The sequence below is a fragment of the Burkholderia sp. AU33545 genome (genome assembly GCF_020419685.1).
GTDB lineage: Bacteria > Pseudomonadota > Gammaproteobacteria > Burkholderiales > Burkholderiaceae > Burkholderia > Burkholderia diffusa.
Genome location: NZ_JAIZRQ010000008.1, coordinates 1 through 21,870 on the forward strand (window position 1 = coordinate 1; position 21,870 = coordinate 21,870).

17 protein-coding genes and 1 pseudogene are annotated in these 21,870 nt (G+C 67.8%); 12 read left to right on the top strand and 6 right to left on the bottom strand.

Features of this window, described 5'->3' with window-relative positions; all coding sequences use genetic code 11:
* Window positions 1–237: hypothetical protein (locus LGM71_RS33340; RefSeq protein ID WP_319000401.1), on the bottom strand; the 237-nt coding region annotated here is incomplete at its 3' end.
* Window positions 238–744: 507 nt separating this feature from the next.
* Here LGM71_RS33340 and LGM71_RS25160 point away from each other — a divergent pair.
* Window positions 745–999, top strand: a pseudogene (locus LGM71_RS25160) (hypothetical protein); the annotation flags it as partial.
* Window positions 1,000–1,121: 122 nt separating this feature from the next.
* Here LGM71_RS25160 and LGM71_RS25165 read toward each other — a convergent pair.
* A complete protein-coding gene (locus LGM71_RS25165) occupies window positions 1,122–2,126 on the bottom strand; it encodes an AraC family transcriptional regulator (RefSeq protein ID WP_226117085.1) in 1,005 nt (334 codons plus the stop codon).
* A gap of 136 nt (window positions 2,127–2,262) precedes the next feature.
* Between LGM71_RS25165 and LGM71_RS25170 the strand changes: the two genes are divergently transcribed.
* From LGM71_RS25170 to LGM71_RS25180, 3 genes are read left to right on the top strand one after another with little or no spacing between them, the layout of a single operon-like run.
* Window positions 2,263–3,936 (top strand): acyl-CoA synthetase, encoded by a 1,674-nt coding sequence (locus LGM71_RS25170; protein WP_226117087.1) that lies wholly within the window; start codon window positions 2,263–2,265, stop codon window positions 3,934–3,936.
* Between the two features lie 20 nt (window positions 3,937–3,956).
* Window positions 3,957–4,724, top strand: coding sequence for a 3-hydroxyacyl-CoA dehydrogenase (locus LGM71_RS25175; RefSeq protein ID WP_226117089.1), 768 nt, complete (start codon window positions 3,957–3,959; stop codon window positions 4,722–4,724).
* Between the two features lie 18 nt (window positions 4,725–4,742).
* On the top strand, window positions 4,743–5,933 hold the full coding sequence (locus tag LGM71_RS25180; protein WP_124902487.1) for an acetyl-CoA C-acetyltransferase: 1,191 nt from the start codon (window positions 4,743–4,745) through the stop codon (window positions 5,931–5,933).
* A 112-nt stretch (window positions 5,934–6,045) separates the two neighbouring features.
* Here the strand turns inward: LGM71_RS25180 and LGM71_RS25185 are convergent, their stop codons facing one another.
* The gene (locus tag LGM71_RS25185) at window positions 6,046–6,738 is read right to left on the bottom strand and encodes a TetR/AcrR family transcriptional regulator (protein WP_151051227.1); all 693 of its coding nucleotides are present in this window, start codon (window positions 6,736–6,738) and stop codon (window positions 6,046–6,048) included.
* A 362-nt stretch (window positions 6,739–7,100) separates the two neighbouring features.
* Here LGM71_RS25185 and LGM71_RS25190 point away from each other — a divergent pair, with 362 nt between their 5' ends.
* The 8 genes from LGM71_RS25190 to LGM71_RS25225 all read left to right on the top strand — a co-directional run bounded on the left by LGM71_RS25190 (window position 7,101) and on the right by LGM71_RS25225 (window position 17,830).
* Window positions 7,101–8,381 (top strand): Zn-dependent hydrolase, encoded by a 1,281-nt coding sequence (locus tag LGM71_RS25190; RefSeq protein WP_226117091.1) that lies wholly within the window; start codon window positions 7,101–7,103, stop codon window positions 8,379–8,381.
* Between the two features lie 129 nt (window positions 8,382–8,510).
* Window positions 8,511–9,848 carry an NAD(P)-dependent oxidoreductase gene (locus LGM71_RS25195; RefSeq protein ID WP_226117093.1) on the top strand — a complete coding sequence of 446 codons (1,338 nt, stop codon included), beginning with the start codon at window positions 8,511–8,513 and terminating at the stop codon, window positions 9,846–9,848.
* A gap of 90 nt (window positions 9,849–9,938) precedes the next feature.
* On the top strand, window positions 9,939–11,246 hold the full coding sequence (gene preA / locus LGM71_RS25200; protein ID WP_059606025.1) for an NAD-dependent dihydropyrimidine dehydrogenase subunit PreA: 1,308 nt from the start codon (window positions 9,939–9,941) through the stop codon (window positions 11,244–11,246).
* A gap of 99 nt (window positions 11,247–11,345) precedes the next feature.
* On the top strand, window positions 11,346–12,854 hold the full coding sequence (locus LGM71_RS25205) for an NCS1 family nucleobase:cation symporter-1 (RefSeq protein ID WP_226117095.1): 1,509 nt from the start codon (window positions 11,346–11,348) through the stop codon (window positions 12,852–12,854).
* A gap of 46 nt (window positions 12,855–12,900) precedes the next feature.
* Window positions 12,901–14,358, top strand: a complete 1,458-nt coding sequence (hydA, locus tag LGM71_RS25210; RefSeq protein WP_226117097.1) for a dihydropyrimidinase — start codon at window positions 12,901–12,903, stop codon at window positions 14,356–14,358.
* A gap of 341 nt (window positions 14,359–14,699) precedes the next feature.
* Window positions 14,700–15,974, top strand: a complete 1,275-nt coding sequence (locus LGM71_RS25215) for a NupC/NupG family nucleoside CNT transporter (RefSeq protein ID WP_124627320.1) — start codon at window positions 14,700–14,702, stop codon at window positions 15,972–15,974.
* Window positions 15,975–15,994: 20 nt separating this feature from the next.
* A complete protein-coding gene (gene deoA / locus LGM71_RS25220) occupies window positions 15,995–17,311 on the top strand; it encodes a thymidine phosphorylase (RefSeq protein WP_226117099.1) in 1,317 nt (438 codons plus the stop codon).
* Between the two features lie 129 nt (window positions 17,312–17,440).
* Window positions 17,441–17,830 (top strand): cytidine deaminase, encoded by a 390-nt coding sequence (locus LGM71_RS25225; protein ID WP_151052166.1) that lies wholly within the window; start codon window positions 17,441–17,443, stop codon window positions 17,828–17,830.
* 17 nt (window positions 17,831–17,847) lie between these two features.
* On the opposite strand, the gene LGM71_RS25230 is transcribed toward LGM71_RS25225, so the two are convergent.
* The 3 genes from LGM71_RS25230 to LGM71_RS25240 all read right to left on the bottom strand — a co-directional run bounded on the left by LGM71_RS25230 (window position 17,848) and on the right by LGM71_RS25240 (window position 21,854).
* A complete protein-coding gene (locus LGM71_RS25230) occupies window positions 17,848–18,963 on the bottom strand; it encodes an aromatic ring-hydroxylating oxygenase subunit alpha (protein ID WP_124627313.1) in 1,116 nt (371 codons plus the stop codon).
* A gap of 206 nt (window positions 18,964–19,169) precedes the next feature.
* On the bottom strand, window positions 19,170–19,913 hold the full coding sequence (gene msrA / locus LGM71_RS25235) for a peptide-methionine (S)-S-oxide reductase MsrA (protein ID WP_151052162.1): 744 nt from the start codon (window positions 19,911–19,913) through the stop codon (window positions 19,170–19,172).
* Between the two features lie 60 nt (window positions 19,914–19,973).
* The gene (locus tag LGM71_RS25240; protein WP_226117101.1) at window positions 19,974–21,854 is read right to left on the bottom strand and encodes a cytochrome c biogenesis protein DipZ; all 1,881 of its coding nucleotides are present in this window, start codon (window positions 21,852–21,854) and stop codon (window positions 19,974–19,976) included.
* Window positions 21,855–21,870 lie beyond the last annotated feature (16 nt).

Below are 21,870 nucleotides of genomic sequence, written 5' to 3' on the forward strand. Positions count from 1 at the left end.
CCCATCCCGAACAGGACCGTGAAACGACTCTACGCCGATGATAGTGCGGATTCCCGTGTGAAAGTAGGTAATCGTCAGGCTCCCTAAGCCAAAAACCCCCGCCCAAAAGGCGGGGGTTTTTGCATTTCGGCTGCGAAAGCGCGAGTGCAGGGAGGTGTCCGGATTGCCGATCGATCGGATTACGATCCACAGGATCGGAAAGGTTCTGCCCGGCAGCACGCAGGACTCTTTTTTCACCGACTTTTTCGGCCCCGAGCATCAGATAGAACGGCACGGCATTGTGATCCGCCTCGAGCACAAAGCTTCGGTCCCTTTCCTTGCCGCTTCCGTCCGGATCTCCTTCCGTAGCGCGCGGGCAACGCCGTGCCCCACATGCTCCGGATGGACGAATAGCCAACCGGGCGTCGGGAGATCCGAATCCGCCGACGGCCGGATTCAGAACCCGATCACCATCCCTCCGGCTTCGGCGACGTAGCCCGTGCGGTTGCTCAGGCTGTTGGCCTTCAAAGGAAGTTCTGGCAGAACCGTTCTCTTTTGCTTCAAGAGGCGATTCCTGCGCATTCGACGGCCACGCAATCGATTCGGCTGCGAGCACGTGATCACTCTGCAGTTTATTGGCGCTCAATCGCCTCCGGCTGCGCCAACGACACGACGCAGCATCGACCACGCCGCATGCCGGCTCCAAGTTGCGCGTTGCGCTGCCTGACCACATACTGACCGGCCCATGCGAACAAGGCCGCATTGATGGTGACTGTCGATCAGGGTGCCGCTTCAGTGCTGGGTGTCGTGGGATCTGCCGTGTCCTTGCTGGCAGCCATTCCGCACGCGCGCGCAATCTACCGGCGCGGCGTTCGGCCGCACCTGTTCACGTGGCTCATCTGGTCGGTCGTCACGGCGATCGCGGCCGCCGGCCAGTTGGTTGCGGGTGCCGGACCGTTCGCATGGTGCACGGCGGCGATCGCACTCACCTGCTTTCTGACTTTCGTCGCGTGCCTGTTTCTCGAGATCTCAGCGGAGGCAATAGAAGGATCGATCGACTGCTGAAATTCACAGTGGTCATGCACGTCAGCGTTACCCTTTTGCGCGCTCGCACCGAGTGTGACGCGCGCCCGCGCCGCAATTCAATGCTCCGCCTGCGCCGCGTTGACATCCCGCCGAAATGCTCCCGGGCTCGTCCCGGTCCATTTCCGGAACGCGCGATGAAACGCGCTGGGCTCCGTAAAACCGAGTTCCGCCGCGATTTCCGCGACGCTGAGCGTGTGCCCGCGCAGCAGCGACTGGGCCAGCGCTCCGCGCAGTTCGTCCTTGATCGACGCGAAGCTCTGCCCCTCGCTGCGCAACCGTCTCCGCAGCGTCGCGGGCGTCGTGCCGAGGCGCACGGCCAGCGTGTCGAAGTCCGGCCACTCGGCGGCCGGTTGCGCCTTGAGATGCGCACGCGTCTTCGCCACCCAGCCGGTGTCGTGCCGATAGCGCACGAGCAGGTTGCCGGGCGCGCCGCGCAGGAAGGGTTTCAGCGCCTGCGCGGAGCGGATCGTCGGCAGCGCGAGGTACGCGGCGTTGAACGCGAGTCGGCTGTCCGGGCGGTCAAAATGCACGGGCACGCCGAAGAACTGGTGGTAGTCGCTGCGCTGGTCGGGGCTCGGGCACGCGAAATCGATGCGCTGCAGCGGAATGCGTCGGCCGATCAGCCAGCAGGCGACGCCGAGCAGGATCAGCCAGAACGTCCGGTACGCGAACGCCGAATACGGTGCGCCCGCCTGCGTGAGGACGATCTGCGCCTGGCCGTCGGCGACCGCGAGCTCGCCGCGCGGTTCGTCGAGCACCACGCGCAGGAACTGCAGCGCACGCCGCAGCGCCTTCTCGAGCGTGCCCGCGTGCAGCACGGCGTGGCACAGCAGCGTGAAGCTGCCGCGCCGCATCGGGCGGGCCGCGAGCCCGAAGAATTCGTCGTCGATCGCGTTGGCGATTGCCAGCCACAGGCGACCGTACTGTTGTGGCGTGACGGGCTCGCGCACGGTGGCCGGCAGGCCGGCAACGCGCAGCACGGGTTCGGTCGGAATCCGCTGCCGGCGCAGGCTCTCGAGCGCGTCCTCGACGAAATCCGGCGAGATCATCTGCGGCCCCATTTTTTCATGTCCTCCAGACATGGCAAAAGCGATCACGATTCTAGATTCTGTTTGTCATTGATTGCAATGTGACGGCTGTCTACCATCATCGATATACCCCCGGTTCGCCGGCGGACATAACGAACAGGAGACACGCATGCGTGATGGAGCAACCACCCGGGTGGTGCCGGCTTACGCCGACGCCGTGGCCGGCTTCCGTATCGAGACCGCCGCCGCATATCTGCACGGCGACCTGGAGCAGGGCCTGAACGCCTGCGTCGAATGCTGCGACCGGCATGCGGCGGCGGACGCGAATGCGATCGCACTCGACTGGATCGACGTCGGCGGCCGGCACTGCAGCTTCACGTTCGCGCAGATGCAGGCGCTGTCGGCGCGGGTCGCAAACCTGCTGGTCGAGCAGGGCGTGAAGCCGGGTGACGTGGTTGCCGGCCTGTTGCCGCGCACGCCCGAACTCGTCGCGACGATCCTCGGCACGTGGCGCGCGGGCGCCGTCTATCAGCCGCTCTTCACCGCGTTTGGGCCGAAGGCGATCGAGCACCGGTTGCGCATGAGCGATGCGCGGCTGGTCGTCACCAACATCGCGAATCGCGCGAAGCTCGACGAGATCGTCGATTGCCCGCGGGTCGCGACGGTGCGCGAGTCGGGCGACACGCTGCCGGCGCGCGACATCGATTTCCGCGCGGCACTCGACGCGCAGTGCGACGTATTTGAACCGGTCCCGCGCAAGGGCACCGACCTGTTCATGATGATGTCGACGTCGGGCACGACGGGTTTGCCGAAGGGCGTGCCGGTGCCGCTGCGCGCGCTGCTCGCGTTCGGCGCGTACATGCGCGACGCGGTGGACCTGCGCGCCAGTGACCGCTTCTGGAACATCGCCGATCCGGGCTGGGCATACGGCCTCTATTACGCGATCACGGGCCCGCTGCTGCTCGGCCATGCAACGACGTTGTACGAGGGCGCTTTCACGGTCGACAGTACCTACGACGTGATCGAACGGCTCGGTATCACGAGCCTCGCTGGTTCGCCGACCGCGTTCCGGATGCTGATGGCGGCCGGCACCGAAGCGGCCGCGCGCCTGAAAGGGCAACTGCGGGTTGTCAGCAGCGCGGGAGAACCGCTGAATCCGGAAGTCGTGCGCTGGTTCCACGCGGCGCTCGGCGCGCCGATCTACGACCACTACGGCCAGACCGAACTCGGGATGGTCGTGAACAATCATCACGGGCTCGAGCACGTCGTCCATGCCGGGTCGGCGGGTTTCGCGATGCCCGGCTATCGCGTCGCGGTGCTCGACGAAGCCGGCCGCGAACTCGGCCCCGGCGAGCCCGGCATCCTCGCGATCGACATCGCGCGCTCGCCGCTGCTGTGGTTCGATGGTTACTGGAAGCAAGACACGCCGGCGATCGCGGGCGGCTATTACCGCACCGGCGACAACGTCGAACTCGAGCCGGACGGCACCGTGAGCTTCATCGGCCGCGCGGACGACGTGATCACATCGTCCGGTTACCGGATCGGTCCGTTCGACGTGGAAAGCGCGCTGATCGAGCATCCGGCCGTCAGCGAGGCCGCGGTGATCGGCGTGCCGGACCCGGAGCGCACCGAGATCGTCAAGGCGTTCGTCGTGCTGTCGAAAGACTTCGACGGCACACCGGCGCTGGCCGAAGAACTGAGCCAGCACGTGAAGCGGCGGCTGTCGGCACACGCCTATCCTCGCGCGATCGACTTCGTCGACGCGCTGCCGAAAACCCCGAGCGGCAAGATTCAGCGCTTCATGCTGCGCAAGCTGGAAGCCGAGAAGACCGCTCAATCCTGAATATTGACTATGGACTGCGAATGAACATCAAGGATCGCGTTTTTCTGATTACGGGTGCCGGTTCGGGCCTCGGCGCAGCGGTGGCGCGCATGGTGGTCGCCGAAGGCGGCAAGGCCGTACTGCTGGACGTCAATGAAGACGCCGGTGCGAGCCTCGCGCACGAACTGGGTACGTCCGCACGCTTCGTGAAGACCGACGTGACGAGAGAAGCCGACGGGCAGGCCGCCGTTGCTGCCGCGCGCGACGCGTTCGGCCGCATCGATGCGCTCGTGAACTGCGCGGGCGTCGCGCCGGGCGAGAAGGTCGTCGGCCGCGAAGGCCCGCATTCGCTCGACCGTTTCGCGCGTGCGGTGTCGATCAACCTGGTCGGTACGTTCAACATGATCCGGCTGGCTGCGGAAGCGATGTCGAAGCAGGACGCCGACGCGGAAGGCGAACGCGGCGTGATCGTCAACACCGCGTCGGTCGCGGCGTTCGACGGACAGATCGGGCAGGCCGCGTATGCGGCATCGAAGAGCGGCGTGGTGGGCATGACGCTGCCGATCGCGCGCGAACTCGCGCGGTTCGGCATTCGCGTGGTGACGATCGCGCCGGGCATCTTCGCGACGCCGATGATGGCCGGCATGCCGCAGGACGTGCAGGACGCGCTCGGCAAGAGCGTGCCGTTCCCGCCGCGGCTCGGCCGCCCGGAAGAATTTGCGGCGCTGGTGCGCCACGTCGCCGAGAATACGATGCTGAACGGCGAAGTCATCCGTCTCGATGGCGCGCTGCGCATGGCACCGCGCTGACACTGGAGGAATGCAATCATGACGACACAGGATCCGATCGTAATCGTTGGCGCGGCGCGCACGCCGATGGGTGGTTTTCAGGGCGACCTGGCCGCGGCCAGCGCGAGCGAGCTTGGCGCGGCGGCGATTCGTGCGGCGCTCGAACGCGCGAACGTGCCCGCCGAGCGCATCGATGAAATCGTGTTCGGCTGCGTGCTGCCGGCCGGCCAGGGTCAGGCACCGGCGCGGCAGGCCGCGCTGAAGGCGGGCTTGCCGCTGGCGGCGGGCGCGACCACGGTCAACAAGATGTGCGGCTCCGGGATGAAGGCCGCGATGTTCGTGCACGACCTGCTGCTGGCCGGATCGGCGGACGTGGCCGTCGCGGGCGGGATGGAGAGCATGACGAATGCGCCGTACCTGCTGCCGAAGGCGCGCGCGGGGATGCGCATGGGGCATGGCCAGGTGCTCGATCACATGTTCCTCGACGGGCTCGAGGACGCGTACGACAAGGGCCGGCTGATGGGCACGTTCGCGGAGGATTGCGCGCAGGCATATCAGTTCACGCGCGAGGAGCAGGATGCGTTCGCGATCGCATCGCTGACGCGCGCGCAGCGTGCGATTGCAGAAGGACGCTTCGTGTCGGAGATCGCGCCGGTGACCGTGAAGGCCGGCAAGACGGAAGCCGTCGTGTCGATCGACGAGCAACCGGGCAAAGCGAAGCTCGACAAGATTCCGACGCTCAAGCCGGCATTCCGCGAAGGCGGCACGGTGACGGCGGCCAATTCGTCGTCGATTTCTGACGGCGCGGCCGCGCTCGTGATGATGCGTCGCTCGGAAGCGGATCGGCTCGGCCTCGCGCCGAAGGCAGTGATCGTCGGGCATTCGACCTACGCGAACAAGCCGGGCCTGTTCGCGACGGCACCGATCGGCGCGATCCGCAAGCTGTCGGAGAAGACCGGCTGGAACCTGCGCGATGTCGACCTGTTCGAGATCAACGAAGCCTTCGCGGTGGTCGCGATGGCCGCGATGCGCGATCTCGACCTGCCGCACGACAAGGTCAACGTGCATGGCGGCGCGTGTGCGCTTGGCCATCCGATCGGCGCATCGGGCGCACGCGTGATGGTGACGCTGCTGGCCGCGCTCGAAACGTACGGCCTGAAGCGCGGCGTCGCGTCGCTGTGCATCGGCGGCGGCGAGGCGACGGCGATCGCGATCGAGCGGGTCGCGTAACGCGAACGCATTGATGCATCACGCGCGAGACGGCACCCATGCCGTCTCGCGACGCGGGCGGCGGGCATCGTGCCCGTCGCCCGTTTCGCTTTCCGGCGCGCGCGCGATCGCGTTACGCGTTCGCCTCCGGCGACACCGCCCCGCACGCACGAATCACGAGCTGCACGACCTGCTCGGTCTTCTCGGCGAACGCCTTCTGCGTGAACGCACGCTTGCCGCTCAGCGCCCGGATCTGCGCGTCGAAATCCGCATAGTGCTGCGTCGTCGCCCAGATCAGGTACATCAACGCGTGTGCATCGATCGGCGCGAGCAGCCCGCGCGCGATCCAGCCCTCGATCACCTTCACGCGCGTGTCGAACCAGGGCTTCACGCGTTCCGACAGGATGTCCTGCATGTGCGCGGCACCGTGGATGATCTCGTTGGCCCACACTTTCGAGCCGAGCGGGCGCCGTCGCGACAGATCCATCTTCGCGCGCACGTAGCCGCCGATCGCTTCCACCGGATCGTCGCCGGCCTCGAACGAACCTGCCGCGCGATGCCAGTCCTCGAACAGGTCGTCGAGCACGCGACGGTACAGCGCAAGCTTCGTCGGGAAGTAGTAATGCAGGTTCGCCTTCGGCAGGCCCGCACGTTCGGCGATCATCGCCGTGCTCGCGCCGTCGAGCCCGCGCTCCGCGAACACGGCTTCCGCACAGGCCAGCAGATGCGCTTCGTTGGACTCGCGGATATGCGCCTTGCGTCGCCGCAAGGGCGTGTTCGTTTCGTCGTCGCCGGTGGCTTCGGCGGCCGCTTCGTCATGTTTCATCGTTACCCTCGCGCGGCTTGCATGCCGCGTTGCGCTTCATTCTAGCCGCTGGTTCGCATCGAACGCACGTGCCCGCCCACATCGGCGCGCGTGATGCTGCAATGCGGTGGCACGTTTCTCGCTCGCTCGATTCACGCAAGAAAGACATTGCGCTGGGCATTTTGATCGTCTAAAACCTGTCCAATCGGACAGGATTTGATGATCGACGGAATGCAGTGCCGGCAATCCGCCGATCGGTCGGACGAATCACACGAACGATGCGCATCTGCACCTTGCCGGTGCGGGCTTGCCCCGACAGCGGCAATGCGTGCACCGGCGGCAACCGGAATGACAACATGACCGACCCCACAGGAGCGATACGAATGAACGCGGTATCGGAAACAGTGAAGCGGGCAGCATTCGACACGTCGATCAAGGTCGACGGCAAGCGGTTGTGGGACAGCCTGATGGAAGTCGCGAAGATCGGCGCGACGCCGAAGGGCGGCGTGTGCCGCCTCGCGCTGACCGATCTCGACAAGGCCGGACGCGACCTGATCGTCGGCTGGGCGAAAGCCGCCGGCTGCACGGTGACGGTCGATACGATGGGCAATGTGTTCATGCGTCGCGCGGGCCGCGTGGCCGACGCGGCGCCGGTCGTTACCGGCTCGCATGCGGATTCGCAGCCGACGGGCGGCCGCTTCGACGGCATCTACGGCGTGCTCGGCGGCCTCGAGGTGATTCGCAGTCTGAACGATCACGGCATCGAGACCGAGCATCCGGTCGAGGTCGTGATCTGGACCAACGAGGAAGGTTCGCGTTTTGCGCCGGCGATGGTCGCGTCGGGCGTGTTCGCGGGTGTGTTCCCGCTCGAGTACGGGCTGTCGCGCAAGGATGTCGACGGCAAGACGATCGGCGAGGAACTCGCGCGCATCGGCTACGCGGGCGACGTACCCTGCGGCGGCCGCAAGCTGCATGCGGCGTTCGAGCTGCATATCGAGCAGGGGCCGATTCTCGAGGCCGAGTGCAAGACGATCGGCGTCGTGACGGACGCGCAGGGGCAGCGCTGGTACGAGATCACGTTCACCGGCCAGGAAGCGCACGCGGGGCCGACGCCGATGCCGCGCCGCCGCGACGCACTGCTCGGCGCATCGCGTGTGGTCGACCTCGTGAACCGGATCGGCCTCGATCACGCGCCGTTCGGCTGCGCGACGGTCGGCATGATGCAGGTTCACCCGAACTCGCGCAACGTGATTCCCGGCCGCGTGTTCTTCACCGTCGATTTCCGTCATCCGGACGACGCGGTGCTCGCGAAGATGGATGCTGCATTGCGCGAAGGTGTGGCGCGCATCGGGGGCGAGATCGGGCTCGAATCCGCGCTCGAGCAGATTTTCTACTACAAGCCCGTCGCGTTCGATCCGGCCTGCGTAGCGGCCGTGCGCGGCGCGGCCGATCGCTTCGGCTACTCACATCGCGACATCGTGTCGGGTGCGGGGCATGACGCGTGCTATCTGGCGCAGGTTGCGCCGACGTCGATGGTGTTCGTACCCTGCGTCGACGGCATCAGTCACAACGAGATCGAGGACGCGACGCCCGCATGGATCGAGGCCGGCGCGAACGTGCTGCTGCACGCGATGCTGTCGCGCGCATGCGAGCCGACTTCATGACGGACCGGATCTAGCGCAGCCGGCAGGCCGCTCATCGCCTGACCGTGGCATTCCCAAGCAGGACCGCCCCGACTGTGCATTCGCAGCCGGCGGGGACGGCTTTGTCTCCACCCAGTCGAAGGAACGCGTATGACCACCAAGCCAACCGGCGATATCGCCGCGCATCGCCTGTCGTCCACGCAACTCTCGTGCGAATTCGCAGATATCGCGCCGCTGCTCGATCCGACTGCCGCCGCGGCCGCCGCCAGCCGCTGCCACTACTGCTACGACGCGCCGTGCGTGCAGGCCTGCCCGACGCAGATCGACATCCCGAGCTTCATTCGCAAGATCGGTAACGGCAACCTGAAGGGTGCCGCGACCGACATCCTGTCCGCGAATCCGCTCGGCGGGATGTGCGCACGCGTTTGCCCGACCGAGATCCTGTGCGAAGGCGCGTGCGTGCGCAATCACCAGGATGCGCAGCCGGTCGCGATCGGCGCGCTGCAGCGGCACGCGACCGACTGGGCGATGGCGAGCGGCGCGGTGCGCTTTACGCGTGCGCCCGATACGGGGCGGCATGTCTCGGTGGTCGGCGCGGGGCCGGCCGGGCTCGCTTGCGCGCACCGGCTCGCGCTCGCCGGGCATCGCGTCACGCTGTTCGACGCGCGGCCGAAGGCGGGCGGCTTGAACGAATACGGGATCGCCGCGTACAAGACGGTCGACGATTTCGCGCAACGCGAGGTCGATTGGTTGCTGTCGGTCGGTGGCATCGCGCTGCAGACGGGTGTCGCGCTCGGCCGCGACGTGACGCTCGACGCATTGCGCGAGCGGCATGACGCGGTGTTTCTCGCGATGGGCCTGGGCGGCGTGCGCACGCTCGCGATCGACGGCGAGGAATTGAGCGGCGTCATGGACGCGGTCGACTTCATCGAGCAGGTGCGGCAGGCCGACGCGCTGGAGAACGTGCCGGTCGGGCGGCGCGTGGTCGTGATCGGCGGCGGCAATACGGCGATCGACGCGTCCGTGCAGAGCCGCAAGCTCGGCTCGGAGCGCGTGACGATGGTGTACCGGCGCGGCGTGGACGCAATGAGCGCGACCTGGGCCGAACGCGAGTTCGCGCAAAAGAGCGGCGTCACGCTCGTCACGCACGCGAAGCCGGTGCGTATCACGGGCGCGGATGGGCATGTGACGGGTGTCGAATTCGAGGCCGCGTCGGGCGAGCGTTTCACCGTCGACGCGGACATGGTGCTGAAGGCGATCGGCCAGACGCTGGTGCCGGACGGTGTCGCGGCCGCGCTGCTGACGGCGGACGGCACGCGCATCGCGGTCGACGCGGACGGACGCACGGCGTTGCCCGACGTGTGGGCCGGCGGCGATTGCGCGGCGACGGACGGCATCGACCTCACGGTGCAGGCCGTGCAGGACGGCAAGCGCGCGGCGGCGGCGATCGACGCGGCGCTCGCGCGGCGTGCCGCCAAGGCCGCGTGAGCGCGGCATACGCAACGGCATCCCGCGCATCGCGTGCATTGCGCGCGCCACGCGAATCACGATAGACGCCCCATTCTTACGGAGCCGAACATGGCCGACCTTCGCTGCACCATCGCAGGCATCACTTCGCCGAATCCGTTCTGGCTGGCCTCCGCGCCGCCGACCGACAAGGCGTACAACGTCAATCGCGCGTTCGAGGCGGGCTGGGGCGGCGTCGTCTGGAAGACGCTCGGGCTCGATCCGCACGTCGTCAACGTCAGCTCGCGCTACGGCGCGGTGCAGTGGAACGGCCAGCGGATCGCCGGGCTGAACAACATCGAGCTGATCACCGACCGGCCGCTCGACGTGAACCTGAAAGAGATCGCGCAGGTGAAGCGCGACTGGCCCGATCGCGCGCTGATCGTCTCGCTGATGGTGCCGTGCAACGAGCGCGACTGGAAATGGATCCTGCCGCTGGTCGAGGATACGGGCGCCGATGCGGTCGAGCTGAACTTCGGCTGTCCGCACGGGATGAGCGAGCGCGGGATGGGTGCGGCGGTCGGACAGGTGCCGGAATACGTCGAGATGGTCACGCGCTGGGTCAAGGAAGGCACGAAGTTGCCCTGCCTCGTGAAGCTCACGCCGAACATCAGCGACATCCGGATGGGCTCGCGTGCCGCCTACAAGGGCGGCGCGGACGGCGTGTCGCTGATCAACACGATCAACTCGATCGTCGCGGTGGACCTCGACCAGATGGCGCCGATGCCCACCGTCGACGGCAAGGGCACGCACGGCGGCTACTGCGGCCCGGCGGTCAAGCCGATCGCGCTGAACATGGTCGCGGAGATCGCGCGCGACCCGGAAACGCCGAACCTGCCGATCTCCGGCATCGGCGGGATTTCGTCGTGGCGCGACGCGGCCGAGTTCATGGTGCTGGGCGCCGGCAGCGTGCAGGTGTGCACCGCCGCGATGCATTACGGATTCCGGATCGTGTCGGACCTCGCCGACGGGCTGTCGAACTGGATGGACGAGAAGGGCTATGCGACCCTCGACGACGTGCGCGGCCGCGCGGTGCCGAACGTGACCGACTGGAAATATCTGAACCTGAAGTACGACATCAAGGCGCGTATCGACCAGGACCGCTGCATCCAGTGCGGGCTGTGCCATATCGCGTGCGAGGACACGTCGCACCAGGCGATCACGGCCGAGAAGGACGGCGTGCGGCACTTCGAGGTGGTGGACGCGGAGTGCGTCGGGTGCAATCTTTGCATGCATGTGTGTCCGGTCGAGCAATGCATCACGATGGAGCGGGTCGACGCGGGCGACTACGCGAACTGGACCACGCATCCGAACAACCCGGCGCGTGCCGACGCGGGTGCGAGCCCGGCGGAACCCGCGAAGCATGCGAAGGCGGCCTGACCGGCGGCCGGCGGCGCGGCATCGTCCGCACTGCTGCTTGTGTCCTGTTCTGCCGGCATCGCACGATGCCGGCGCTGACGTTTACGTGGAGCGCGTCCGATGAAACCAGCAGCGATTCCCGCCGATCCCGACAGCGCCGCGGCGCCGGCCGGCAGCCTGTACAACGACGACCTCGCGCCGACGACGGCGTCACAGCGCACGTGGCGCTGGTATCACTTCGCGGCGCTGTGGGTCGGGATGGTGATGAACATCGCGTCGTACATGCTTGCGGCCGGACTGATCCAGGAAGGCATGTCGCCGTGGCAGGCCGTGCTGACCGTGTTGTTCGGCAACCTGATCGTGCTCGTGCCGATGCTGCTGATCGGCCATGCGGGCGCGAAGCACGGGATTCCGTATGCGGTGCTCGTGCGCGCGTCGTTCGGCACGCAGGGCGCGAAGCTGCCCGCGCTGCTGCGCGCGATCGTCGCGTGCGGCTGGTACGGCATCCAGACCTGGCTTGGCGGCAGCGCGATCTATACGCTGCTGAACATCCTGACCGGCAACGCATTGCACGGCGCCGCGCTGCCGCTCGTCGGCATCTCGTTCGGGCAGCTTGCGTGCTTCCTCGTGTTCTGGGCGCTGCAGCTGTACTTCATCTGGCACGGCACCGATTCGATCCGCTGGCTCGAGAGCTGGTCCGCGCCGATCAAGGTCGTGATGTGCATCGCGCTCGTGTGGTGGGCGACGTCGCAGGCGGGCGGCTTCGGCACGATGCTGTCTGCGCCGTCGCAGTTCGTCGCGGGCGGCAAGAAGGCGGGACTCTTCTGGGCGACGTTCTGGCCGGGCCTGACCGCGATGGTCGGCTTCTGGGCGACGCTCGCGCTGAATATTCCCGACTTCACGCGCTTCGCGCATTCGCAGCGCGACCAGGTGATCGGGCAGTCGATCGGGCTGCCGCTGCCGATGGCGCTGCTGTCGGTGGTGTCGGTCGTGGTGACGTCGGCCACCGTCGTGATCTACGGCAACGCGATCTGGGATCCGATCGACCTGACGAGCCGGATGACGGGCATCGGCGTCGGCATTGCGCTCGTGATCCTCACGCTCGACACGATGTGCTGCAACCTCGCGGCGAACCTGGTCGGTCCTGCTTACGATTTCTCGAGCCTGTGGCCGAAGGCGATCTCGTACCGCACGGGTGGGATGATCACCGCGACGCTCGCGATCGTGATGATGCCGTGGAAGATCCTCGCGACGACGGACGGCTACATCTTCACCTGGCTCGTCGGTTATTCGGCGCTGCTCGGGCCGGTCGCGGGCATCCTGATGGTCGACTACTTCCTGATTCGCGGCACGCGGCTCGATACGCGCGCGCTGTTCGACGAGCGCGGCGACTTCAGCTACGCGCGCGGCTGGAACCCGGCCGCGCTGGCGGCGCTCGCGATCGGCGTGCTGCCGAACCTGCCCGGCTTCCTGCACACCGCGTTCCCGGCGTCGTTCCCGAACGTGCCGGCGTTCTTCAACACGCTCTACACGTATGCGTGGTTCGTCGGCCTCGTGCTGGCGTCCGGCGTGTACGGTACCTGGATGAAGTGGCGTGCCGGACAGCGCGCGCAGATCGCGAGCGCGTGATGCGCGAACGCATGCGGCACCCGACAGTCAACGAGGAGGCAACCAAATGGCAATCCTGATTCGCGGCGGCACCGTGGTCGATGCGGACCGCACCTATCGCGCGGACGTACTGTGTGCCGACCCGCAGGACGGTGGCACGATCTTGCAGATCGCGGAGACGATCGACGCGCCGGCCGGCGCGACGGTGGTCGACGCGCACGACCAGTACGTGATGCCGGGCGGCATCGATCCGCATACGCACATGGAACTGCCGTTCATGGGCACGACGGCGAGCGACGACTTCTATTCGGGCACGGCCGCCGGGTTGTCGGGCGGCACGACCAGCATCATCGACTTCGTGATCCCGAGCCCGAAGCAGCCGCTGATGGACGCGTTCCACGAGTGGCGCGGCTGGGCCGAGAAGGCCGCGGCCGACTACGGCTTCCACGTGGCCGTCACGTGGTGGGACGAATCGGTGCACCGCGACATGGGCACGCTCGTACGCGAGCACGGCGTGTCGAGCTTCAAGCACTTCATGGCGTACAAGAACGCGATCATGGCCGATGACGAGGTCCTCGTGAACAGCTTCTCGCGTTCGCTCGAACTCGGCGCGCTGCCGACGGTGCACGCGGAGAACGGCGAACTCGTGTTCCGGCTGCAGCAGGCGCTGCTCGCGCGCGGGATGACGGGGCCCGAGGCGCATCCGCTGTCGCGACCGCCGGAGGTGGAGGGCGAGGCTGCGAACCGCGCGATCCGCATCGCGCAGGTGCTCGGCGTGCCCGTGTATATCGTGCACGTGTCGGCGAAGGACGCGGTTGACGCGATCACGCGCGCGCGCAGCGAAGGGCTGCGCGTGTTCGGCGAGGTGCTGCCGGGACACCTGGTGATCGACGAGTCGGTGTATCGCGACCCGGACTGGACGCGTGCGGCCGCGCACGTGATGAGCCCGCCGTTCCGCTCGGCGGAGCATCGCGAGGCGCTGTGGCGCGGGCTGCAGGCGGGGCAGCTGCATACGACGGCGACCGATCACTGCGTGTTCTGCGCGTCGCAGAAGGCGATGGGCCGCGAGGACTTCACGAAGATCCCGAACGGCTGCGGCGGCGTCGAGGATCGCATGTCGGTGCTGTGGCATCACGGCGTGAATCATGGCCGCATCACGCCGAATGAATTCGTGCGGATCACGTCGACGAACGCCGCGCAGATCTTCAACCTGTATCCGCGCAAGGGGGCGGTGCAGGTCGGCGCCGATGCCGATCTGGTCGTGTGGGACCCATCCGCGACGAAGACGATCTCGGTGAAGACCCATCACCAGCAGGTCGATTTCAACGTATTCGAAGGGATGACGGTGCAGGGCGTCGCGACCCACACCATCACGCGCGGCGCGCTCGCATGGGCCGACGGCGAGCTGCGTGCCGTGCGCGGCGCGGGCCGCTATCTGAAGCGGCCACCCGCGGCCGGCTACTACGAGGCCGCGCGCATCGCGAACCGACTGCGCGAGCCGCATCCGGTTGAACGCGCGGGCTGAGCGGCGTACTGCGTCCGTTGCGCGGGGTGTGTCTGTTCGAACGGCACGCTCCGCGCACGTTTACGCGGCCGGTCACGTGCAGCGCCGGCCCTGCCTCTTCTCGGCCTTCCGTCGATTCTCTCAATATATGGGACGAATCGGGCATCGTCACGTCCATCCGATTTCCAGGTACATAGAAGAACTGAGCAAATAGACGACGCAAGCGAGACCGCACGGAGCATGCCATTTTGATTGCGTTGTCGTCATGCATGACGGCGAGTAATATCCACCGACGGCGTTATACAGGCGTGCCGGGCCGCCTGCCGATCATTCAAATAAACATCGAGAGAAAGGAGTACGAGGTGGATATTCTGCGCAGTCTCCTGGGCATGCTGTTCCTGCTGCTGGTGGCCTATCTGCTGTCGAACAACCGGCGCGCTGTGAGCGGCCGGACCCTGATCGCCGCGCTGCTCACGCAGTTCGCGATCGGCGCGCTGGTGCTGTTCGTGCCGTCGGGACGCGCGGCGCTCGCGGCGGCCGCGAACGGCGTCAATCGCGTGCTCGACATGGGCAATCACGGCATTGCGTTCGTGTTCGGCGGGCTGGTCGACGCCCGGATGTTCCAGTTGTTCGGCGACGGTGGGTTCGTGTTCGGCCTGCGCGTGCTGCCGATGATCATCTTCGTCACCGCGCTGATCGCGGTGCTGTATTACGTGGGCGTGATGAAGTGGATCGTCGCGATCCTCGGCGCGGGGCTAGCGAAAGTGCTCGGCGTGAGCCGCATCGAGGCGTGCTCGGCCGTCGCGACGATCTTTCTCGGGCAGAGCGAAATGCCCGCACTCGTGAAGCCGTTCGTGCGGCACATGACGGGCGCCGAGATCTTCACGGTGATGGCGAGCGGCATGGCGTCGGTCGCGGGCTCGGTGCTGGTCGGCTACGCCGGTCTCGGCGTGAAGATGGAGTACCTGCTCGCTGCGTCGTTCATGGCGGTGCCGGGCGGGCTGCTGTTCGGCAAGCTGCTGTTCCCGACCGTGGAGCCGAGCCGTGTCGTGGTCGACGGGCTCGATTTCGACGACAAGCGGGCCGCCAACGTGATCGAGGCGGCGGCGTCCGGCGCATCGGTGGGTCTGCGGATCGCGATCAATGTCGGCGCGATGCTGATCGCGTTCGTGGGGCTCATCGCGCTGATGAACCTCATCGTCGGCGGCGTGGCCGCGTTCGCGGGCTTTCCGCAGGTGACGCTGCTGGGCATCATCGGCCACCTGTTCGCGCCGCTGGCGTGGATCATCGGCGTGCCGTGGCACGACGCGGCGCTGGCCGGCAACTTCATCGGCGAGAAGCTGATCTTCAACGAGTTCGTCGCGTACGGCGACCTGTCGCCGTATCTGAAGGGCGGCGCGCACGTCGCGGCGGCCGGCCTGCAGGTGCTCGACCCGAAGACGCTCGCGATCGTGTCGTTCGCGCTGTGCGGCTTCGCGAACTTCTCGTCGATCGCCATTCTCGCGGGCGGCTTCAGCGCGGTCGCGCCGGAGCGCCGCTCGGAAGTCGCGCGGCATGGCTTGCGTGCGCTGACGGCCGCGACGTTGTCGAACCTGATGAGTGCCGCGATTGCCGGCCTGTTCTTTTCGCTGCACTGAGCGAGCAAGGAGACGCAACGATGTTTCTGCCGCAGGAGTTCATTCGCCGCAAGCGCGACCGGCAGCCGCTCGATCGCGACGAGATTGCCGCGTTCGTGCGCGGCGTGACCGACGGCAGCGTGACCGAGGGCCAGGTGGCGGCGTTCGCGATGGCGGTGTACTTCAACGACCTGAGCACCGATGAGCGCGTCGCGCTGACGATCGCGCAGCGCGACTCGGGCGACGTGCTCGACTGGCGTGCGCTCGATCTCGGCGGACCGGTGATCGACAAGCATTCGACGGGGGGCGTCGGCGATGTCGTGTCGCTGATGCTCGGGCCGATGGTGGCCGCATGCGGCGGCTATGTGCCGATGATCTCGGGGCGCGGGCTCGGCCATACCGGCGGCACGCTCGACAAGCTCAGTGCGATCCCCGGCTACGACGTGACACCGGACACGGACACGTTTCGTCGTACGGTGCGTGACGTCGGCGTCGCGATCATCGGGCAGACCGCGCGGCTCGCGCCGGCGGACAAGCGCATCTATGCGATTCGCGATGTGACGGCGACCGTCGAGTCGGTCGCGATGATCACCGCGTCGATCCTGTCGAAGAAGCTCGCGGCGGGGCTCGACGGGCTCGTGATGGACGTCAAGGTCGGCTCCGGCGCGTTCATGCCGACCGCCGAGAAGTCGGCCGAGCTGGCACGTAGCATCGTCGACGTCGGAAACGGCGCCGGCATGAAGACGACCGCGATCCTGACCGACATGAACCAGTCGCTCGCGCCGTGCGCGGGCAATGCACTCGAAGTCGCGTGTGCGATCGACTACCTGACGGGCAAGTCGCGACCGGCGCGCCTGCATGACGTCACGATGGCGCTGTCGGCGCAGTTGCTCGTCACCGGCGGGCTGGCGCCCGACGTCGCGCAGGCGCGCACGATGTTGCAGCAGGCGCTCGACTCGGGCGAGGCGGCGGAACGCTTTGCGCGAATGGTGGCGACGCTCGGCGGCCCCGTGGACCTGATCGAAGCGCCCGCGCATCATCTTGCGCGGGCGGATGTGATCGTGCCGGTTCCGTCGCCCGCGAGCGGAGTGGTGAAGCGGGTCGATTGCCGCGCGCTCGGGCTCGCGGTCGTCGCGCTCGGCGGCGGCCGCACGCGCGCGGAGGATGCGATCGACTACCGTGTCGGCCTGACGGCACTCGCGGAGATCGGGCAGCGTGTCGAAGCCGGCCAGCCGCTCGGCTATGTGCATGCCCGCGACGACGCGGCGGCCGCACGTGCGGTGGCCGAGGTGCGGCAAAGCTACGTGCTGGGCGAGACGGGCGAGGCGCACCCGACCATTTACGAGCAGATCGGCTGACCGTGCGCCGATGCCGGCGCGGCGGAACGTGCCGGTGTCGGTGCTCGCCTTACATGACGGGGGAGTATCGTGCCGGCCGGGATGCGTCGTGTCGATGCATCCCCGCACACGACTGGAGGCACCATCGAGATGGAACGAGACGAACTGATCGAACAGGCCAAGGTGGCGCGCGAACGCGCGTATGCGCCGTATTCGCGCTTCAAGGTCGGCGCTGCGCTACAGGCGCGCGACGGAACGGTTTTTCACGGCTGCAACGTCGAGAACGCGTCGTACGGACTGTGCAATTGCGCGGAACGCACGGCGATGTTCGCGGCGATCGCGGCCGGCTATCGTCCGGGGGACTTCACGCGGCTGGCGGTCGTCGGCGATACCGACGGCCCGATCGCGCCGTGCGGCGCGTGCCGTCAGGTGATCATCGAGATCGGCAAGCCCGACATCGAAGTGATCCTGGCCAACCTGAAAGGGGCCGTCGAGGTCACGACGGCCCGCGCGTTGCTGCCTGGCGCATTCAGCCTGTAACGGACACGCTGCGCGCATCACGTGCCGTCACGCGCGTCCCGGATCGGGATCACGGTGCGCGCGCCGCACTGGCGCAGCAGGTCGCGCAGTTCGTTGATGACCGGAAACACCTCGTGGTTCCAGTCGGCGCCCTGCCGGTCGTGCGCTTCCTGCTCGCGCTCGACGATCCAGCGATCCTCGCGGAAGATCCGCTCGGTGAACCAGACGAGCAGCGGCCACGCGAGATCGAGCGCGAACGGGATGCCGGGCTTGTGGATCGACAGCAGTCCGAACGTGCGGTTGGTACGCTGTTCCGCATCGAGCGGCACGTAGACGATCCACAGGTCCATCACGAGCGTGCCTTCGCTCGAGCGGATCTGAAGCGTCTGGTACGGGTAGCCGGTGCGAACCGTCATCACGCTCTTGTCGGCCTGGTCGCCGGGCTTCTTGCTCGAGCCGAACACGAGCGCCTCGCCGACCGGCTGCTTGCCTTCCATGCGCGCGAACGTGTAATCGACCTCGACCCAGTCGTCGCCGCGGCGCCGGCCGAGTGCGCGCGCCCGCATCTGCCCCATCTGCTTGCGATGCAGGAACTGATGGTTCATGTCCATCAGGTTCTCGTGCATGAACGAGTAGTGGCACTTGACCTCGCGGCCGAAGCGGCGCGTCTTGAATGCGCGGTCGTCCGCCGATTCGAGCGCGGGGAACGGGCGTTCGTCGGCGAGCGTCGCGTCGCCGGGGAACACGAAGATCAGTCCGTGCGCCTCGCGGCACGGGTACGCCCGCACGCCGTTGGGCAAACGCTCGCGGCCGAGGTAGGGCACGTCGACGCAACGGCCGCTGTCGCACGCATAGGTCCAGCCGTGGTAGCAGCAGCGCAGCGTTTCGCCGCTCACGACGCCCGCATGCAGCGGCACCTGGCGGTGCGCGCAACGATCTTCGAGCGCATACACGGCGCCGGATTCGGTGCGCACGAGGACGATCGGATCGCCGGCGAAGCGCACGCCGAGCGTCTTGCCGCGCTTCAGTTCGCGCGACCACGCGAGCGGATACCAGTGATCGGGATGGATGGGCACGCGGCGCAGGTCGCGCACGACCGCGCCGGTGGACGGTTCTTCGAGGGTGCTGCTGTCAGACAAAGGCACTGCGCGCATGCGTGACGCCTCCTGGCTGGACGGAAGGTCCGGACGCCGCAACAAGCGGCGTGGCTTGGGAGAAGTCTACGCGAAGTTGCACCGCATGTCGGACGCGATGCGGGTTTGCACCGGCACGGCGGGCGCGGTTTGTTTGATGCGGCGCAATCCGGGGCGCGGGCGGCACCCGCGGCATGCGAGGCCGCCCTGCTGCGGCCGCGTGCCGGTCACGAGCGGGCATCGCGCCACAGCACCGGATCGGCGCGGTACAGCGCCGGGAAGTAGTGTTTCAGCCCGGCGACCTTCGGCAGGTCGTTGAACGCGATGTATGGCGCGTCGGGATGCAGTTCGAGGTAGTTCTGGTGATAGGCCTCGGCCGGGTAGAACCCCTTGTAGTCCTCGATACGCGTGACGACCGGCGCCGGAAACACGTGCGCGGTGCCGAGCTGCGCGACGTACGCGGTCGCGACCGCGCGTTGCTGCGCGGTGGTCGGGAAGATTGCCGACCGGTATTGCGACCCTTCGTCTGGGCCTTGCCGGTTGAGTTCGGTCGGATCGTGCGCGACCGAGAAGAACACCTGCAGCAGCCGGCCGTAGGTGATCTGCGTCGGGTCGTAGACGATGCGCACCGATTCCGCGTGCCCCGTCAGCCCGGACCCGACGAGTGCATAGTGCGCGGTTTCGGACGCGCCGCCCGCATAACCGGCCGTGACCTGCTTCACGCCCTTCACATGCTCGAACACGCCCTGCACACCCCAGAAACAGCCGCCGGCAAGCACGGCCGTCTCGTCGTGCGATGCGCCGGGTGTTTCGTCGAGTGTCGGCGCGGGCACGGTGCGCATCGGCTCGGCAGAGTTGACGATGCGCTGGTAGCCGAACACGGCGGCGGCCGCGACGGCGAGGGCGCCGATGCGGCGCAGCATCGCTGCGCGCCGTCGCGGCGTGGAAGCGCGGGTGGGTGTCGGGTTCATGGTGGGCTCCTTCGGAATGCGTTGGGGAAGACGGCGGTCGGGTGTCGGCCTGGCATGCGTTCAACCGAACGTGAATGCGTACGCATCGACACCCGGATCGAGAAACTCGATCGCGAATGTGCGGTCGGCGATGGCGCCCGGCTGACGGACGAGCTGGTACAGGCGCTGCCCGGTGACCGTGCCGTAGCCCTGCGCGTCGACGTCGGTGCCGTGTGCGGCACCGGGCGCCGCGCCGTCGAGCGTCACGCGAAAGCGCACCGGCTTGCCGTTCGCTCCCGGCCCGAGCACGAGGTGCAGGTCGCGCGCATGGAAGCGGTAGACGATCCGGCCGGACGGCGCGGCGAGCGACGCGCGCTCGGCGCCGACCTGCCAGGTGCCGGCGAGGCCCCAGTCGTTCAGGTCGGGGTGGGCGGGCGCGTCGTAGCGGTGTGCCGCGTCGCGCACCACGCCGCCCGGCGACGTGAAGTCGTCCGCGCGCGCATAGCCGACATAGGTTTCGGGCGAGCGGACGTCGGCGCTGTCGGCCGCCGCGAGCGCGCCTTTCGCGGGAACGCCGGCGAGCCCGAGCGGCACGTTCAGCGCTTCCGGATGACCGGCCTCGGCGAGCAGCGACTGGATCGCGCGTTCCGACTGCGCGTATTCGCCTTCGCCGAAGTGGTGGCGGCGCACGCGTCCCTGTGCGTCGACGAAGTAGTGCGCGGGCCAGTATTCGTTGCTGAACGCGCGCCAGATCGTGTAGTGGTTGTCGATCGCGACCGGGAAGTCGATGCCGAGGTCGTGTACGGCCTTTTTCACGTTGCCGATGTCGCGCTCGAACGCGAACTCCGGTGCGTGCACGCCGATCACGACGAGACCGTACGGCGCGTACTTGCGTGCCCAGGCCGTGGTGTACGGCAGCGTGCGCAGGCAGTTGATGCACGAGTAGGTCCAGAAGTCGACGAGCACGACCTTGCCGCGCAGGCCGGCTGCGGTCAGCGGCGGCGAATTCAGCCACTGCACGGCGCCGTCGAGCGACGGCAGCGTGCCTTCGACGGGCAGCGCGGCCGGCGCTTGCGGCGCGGGCGCGATCTCCGCCGCGCGCATCATCGCGCCGCCGGACTGCACGGCATCGGCCGTCGCGGCCATCATCGCGCCGCCCGAACCGTTCGCGGTGTGGTCTGCCGAGCCGTTTGCCGGCGAACCCGTCGCGTCCATCGCCGCCGGCGCGCCGTTCGAGCGCCCGCCGAGCCGGTCGACGAGCTTCGTCTCGAGGCCGCCCGTCGTGACGGTCGACAACTGCGCGAGCGCACCCGTATCGAGGCCGAGCGCAATCGCGCCGACGCCGGCCAGCAGCGCGGCGCCGATCCCGCGCTTGATCCATTCGCCCGCGCCGAGCGAGCGCTTCATCGCGGCGAACACCTTGCCGCCGATCACGAGCGCGACGCCGAGCGACGTCGCCGCGCCGGCCGCATACGCAACGAGCAGCAGCGTCGTGCCGACGCTCGCGCCGCGCAGCGCGGCGCCGGTCAGCACGAGCCCGAGGATCGGGCCGGCGCACGGCGCCCACAGCAGGCCGGTGGCGACGCCGAGCAGCAGCGACGACAGCGGGCCGGCCGGGCGGCCGTCGCGCTGCGCGAGGCCGGTGAGGCGGTTGCCTGCGGCGACGAGCGGGCGCGTCAGGTGTTCGGCGAGGCGCGGCATCAGCAGCGTCAGGCCGAATACCCCGAGCAGCACGATGGCAACCCACCGGCCGGCCTGGTTGGCTTGCGCGACCCAGCCCCCGCCGACGGCGGCGAGCGTCGCGACGACGGCGAACGTGAGCGCCATGCCGGCCAGCAGCGGCAGGCCGGTGCGCACGAACGGCTGGTCGGCGCGCGCGAACACGAACGGCAGCACGGGCAGGATGCACGGGCTCAGGATCGTGAGCACGCCGCCGAGATAGGCAAGGACGATGAGCAGCATGGTGCGTTCTCCAGTC

What these genes read in the sequence shown, in the direction of transcription:
- LGM71_RS25175 (WP_226117089.1), top strand. Translation starts at nt 3,957, where the DNA reads ATGAACATCAAGGATCGCGTTTTTCTGATTACGGGTGCCGGTTCGGGC.
- LGM71_RS25240 (WP_226117101.1), bottom strand. Translation starts at nt 21,854, where the DNA reads ATGCTGCTCATCGTCCTTGCCTATCTCGGCGGCGTGCTCACGATCCTG.
- msrA (WP_151052162.1), bottom strand. Translation starts at nt 19,913, where the DNA reads ATGAACCCGACACCCACCCGCGCTTCCACGCCGCGACGGCGCGCAGCG.
- deoA (WP_226117099.1), top strand. Translation starts at nt 15,995, where the DNA reads ATGTTTCTGCCGCAGGAGTTCATTCGCCGCAAGCGCGACCGGCAGCCG.
- LGM71_RS25185 (WP_151051227.1), bottom strand. Translation starts at nt 6,738, where the DNA reads ATGAAACATGACGAAGCGGCCGCCGAAGCCACCGGCGACGACGAAACG.
- LGM71_RS25230 (WP_124627313.1), bottom strand. Translation starts at nt 18,963, where the DNA reads ATGCGCGCAGTGCCTTTGTCTGACAGCAGCACCCTCGAAGAACCGTCC.
- LGM71_RS25170 (WP_226117087.1), top strand. Translation starts at nt 2,263, where the DNA reads ATGCGTGATGGAGCAACCACCCGGGTGGTGCCGGCTTACGCCGACGCC.
- LGM71_RS25190 (WP_226117091.1), top strand. Translation starts at nt 7,101, where the DNA reads ATGAACGCGGTATCGGAAACAGTGAAGCGGGCAGCATTCGACACGTCG.
- LGM71_RS25205 (WP_226117095.1), top strand. Translation starts at nt 11,346, where the DNA reads ATGAAACCAGCAGCGATTCCCGCCGATCCCGACAGCGCCGCGGCGCCG.
- LGM71_RS25225 (WP_151052166.1), top strand. Translation starts at nt 17,441, where the DNA reads ATGGAACGAGACGAACTGATCGAACAGGCCAAGGTGGCGCGCGAACGC.
- preA (WP_059606025.1), top strand. Translation starts at nt 9,939, where the DNA reads ATGGCCGACCTTCGCTGCACCATCGCAGGCATCACTTCGCCGAATCCG.
- LGM71_RS25165 (WP_226117085.1), bottom strand. Translation starts at nt 2,126, where the DNA reads ATGGGGCCGCAGATGATCTCGCCGGATTTCGTCGAGGACGCGCTCGAG.
- LGM71_RS25180 (WP_124902487.1), top strand. Translation starts at nt 4,743, where the DNA reads ATGACGACACAGGATCCGATCGTAATCGTTGGCGCGGCGCGCACGCCG.
- hydA (WP_226117097.1), top strand. Translation starts at nt 12,901, where the DNA reads ATGGCAATCCTGATTCGCGGCGGCACCGTGGTCGATGCGGACCGCACC.
- LGM71_RS25195 (WP_226117093.1), top strand. Translation starts at nt 8,511, where the DNA reads ATGACCACCAAGCCAACCGGCGATATCGCCGCGCATCGCCTGTCGTCC.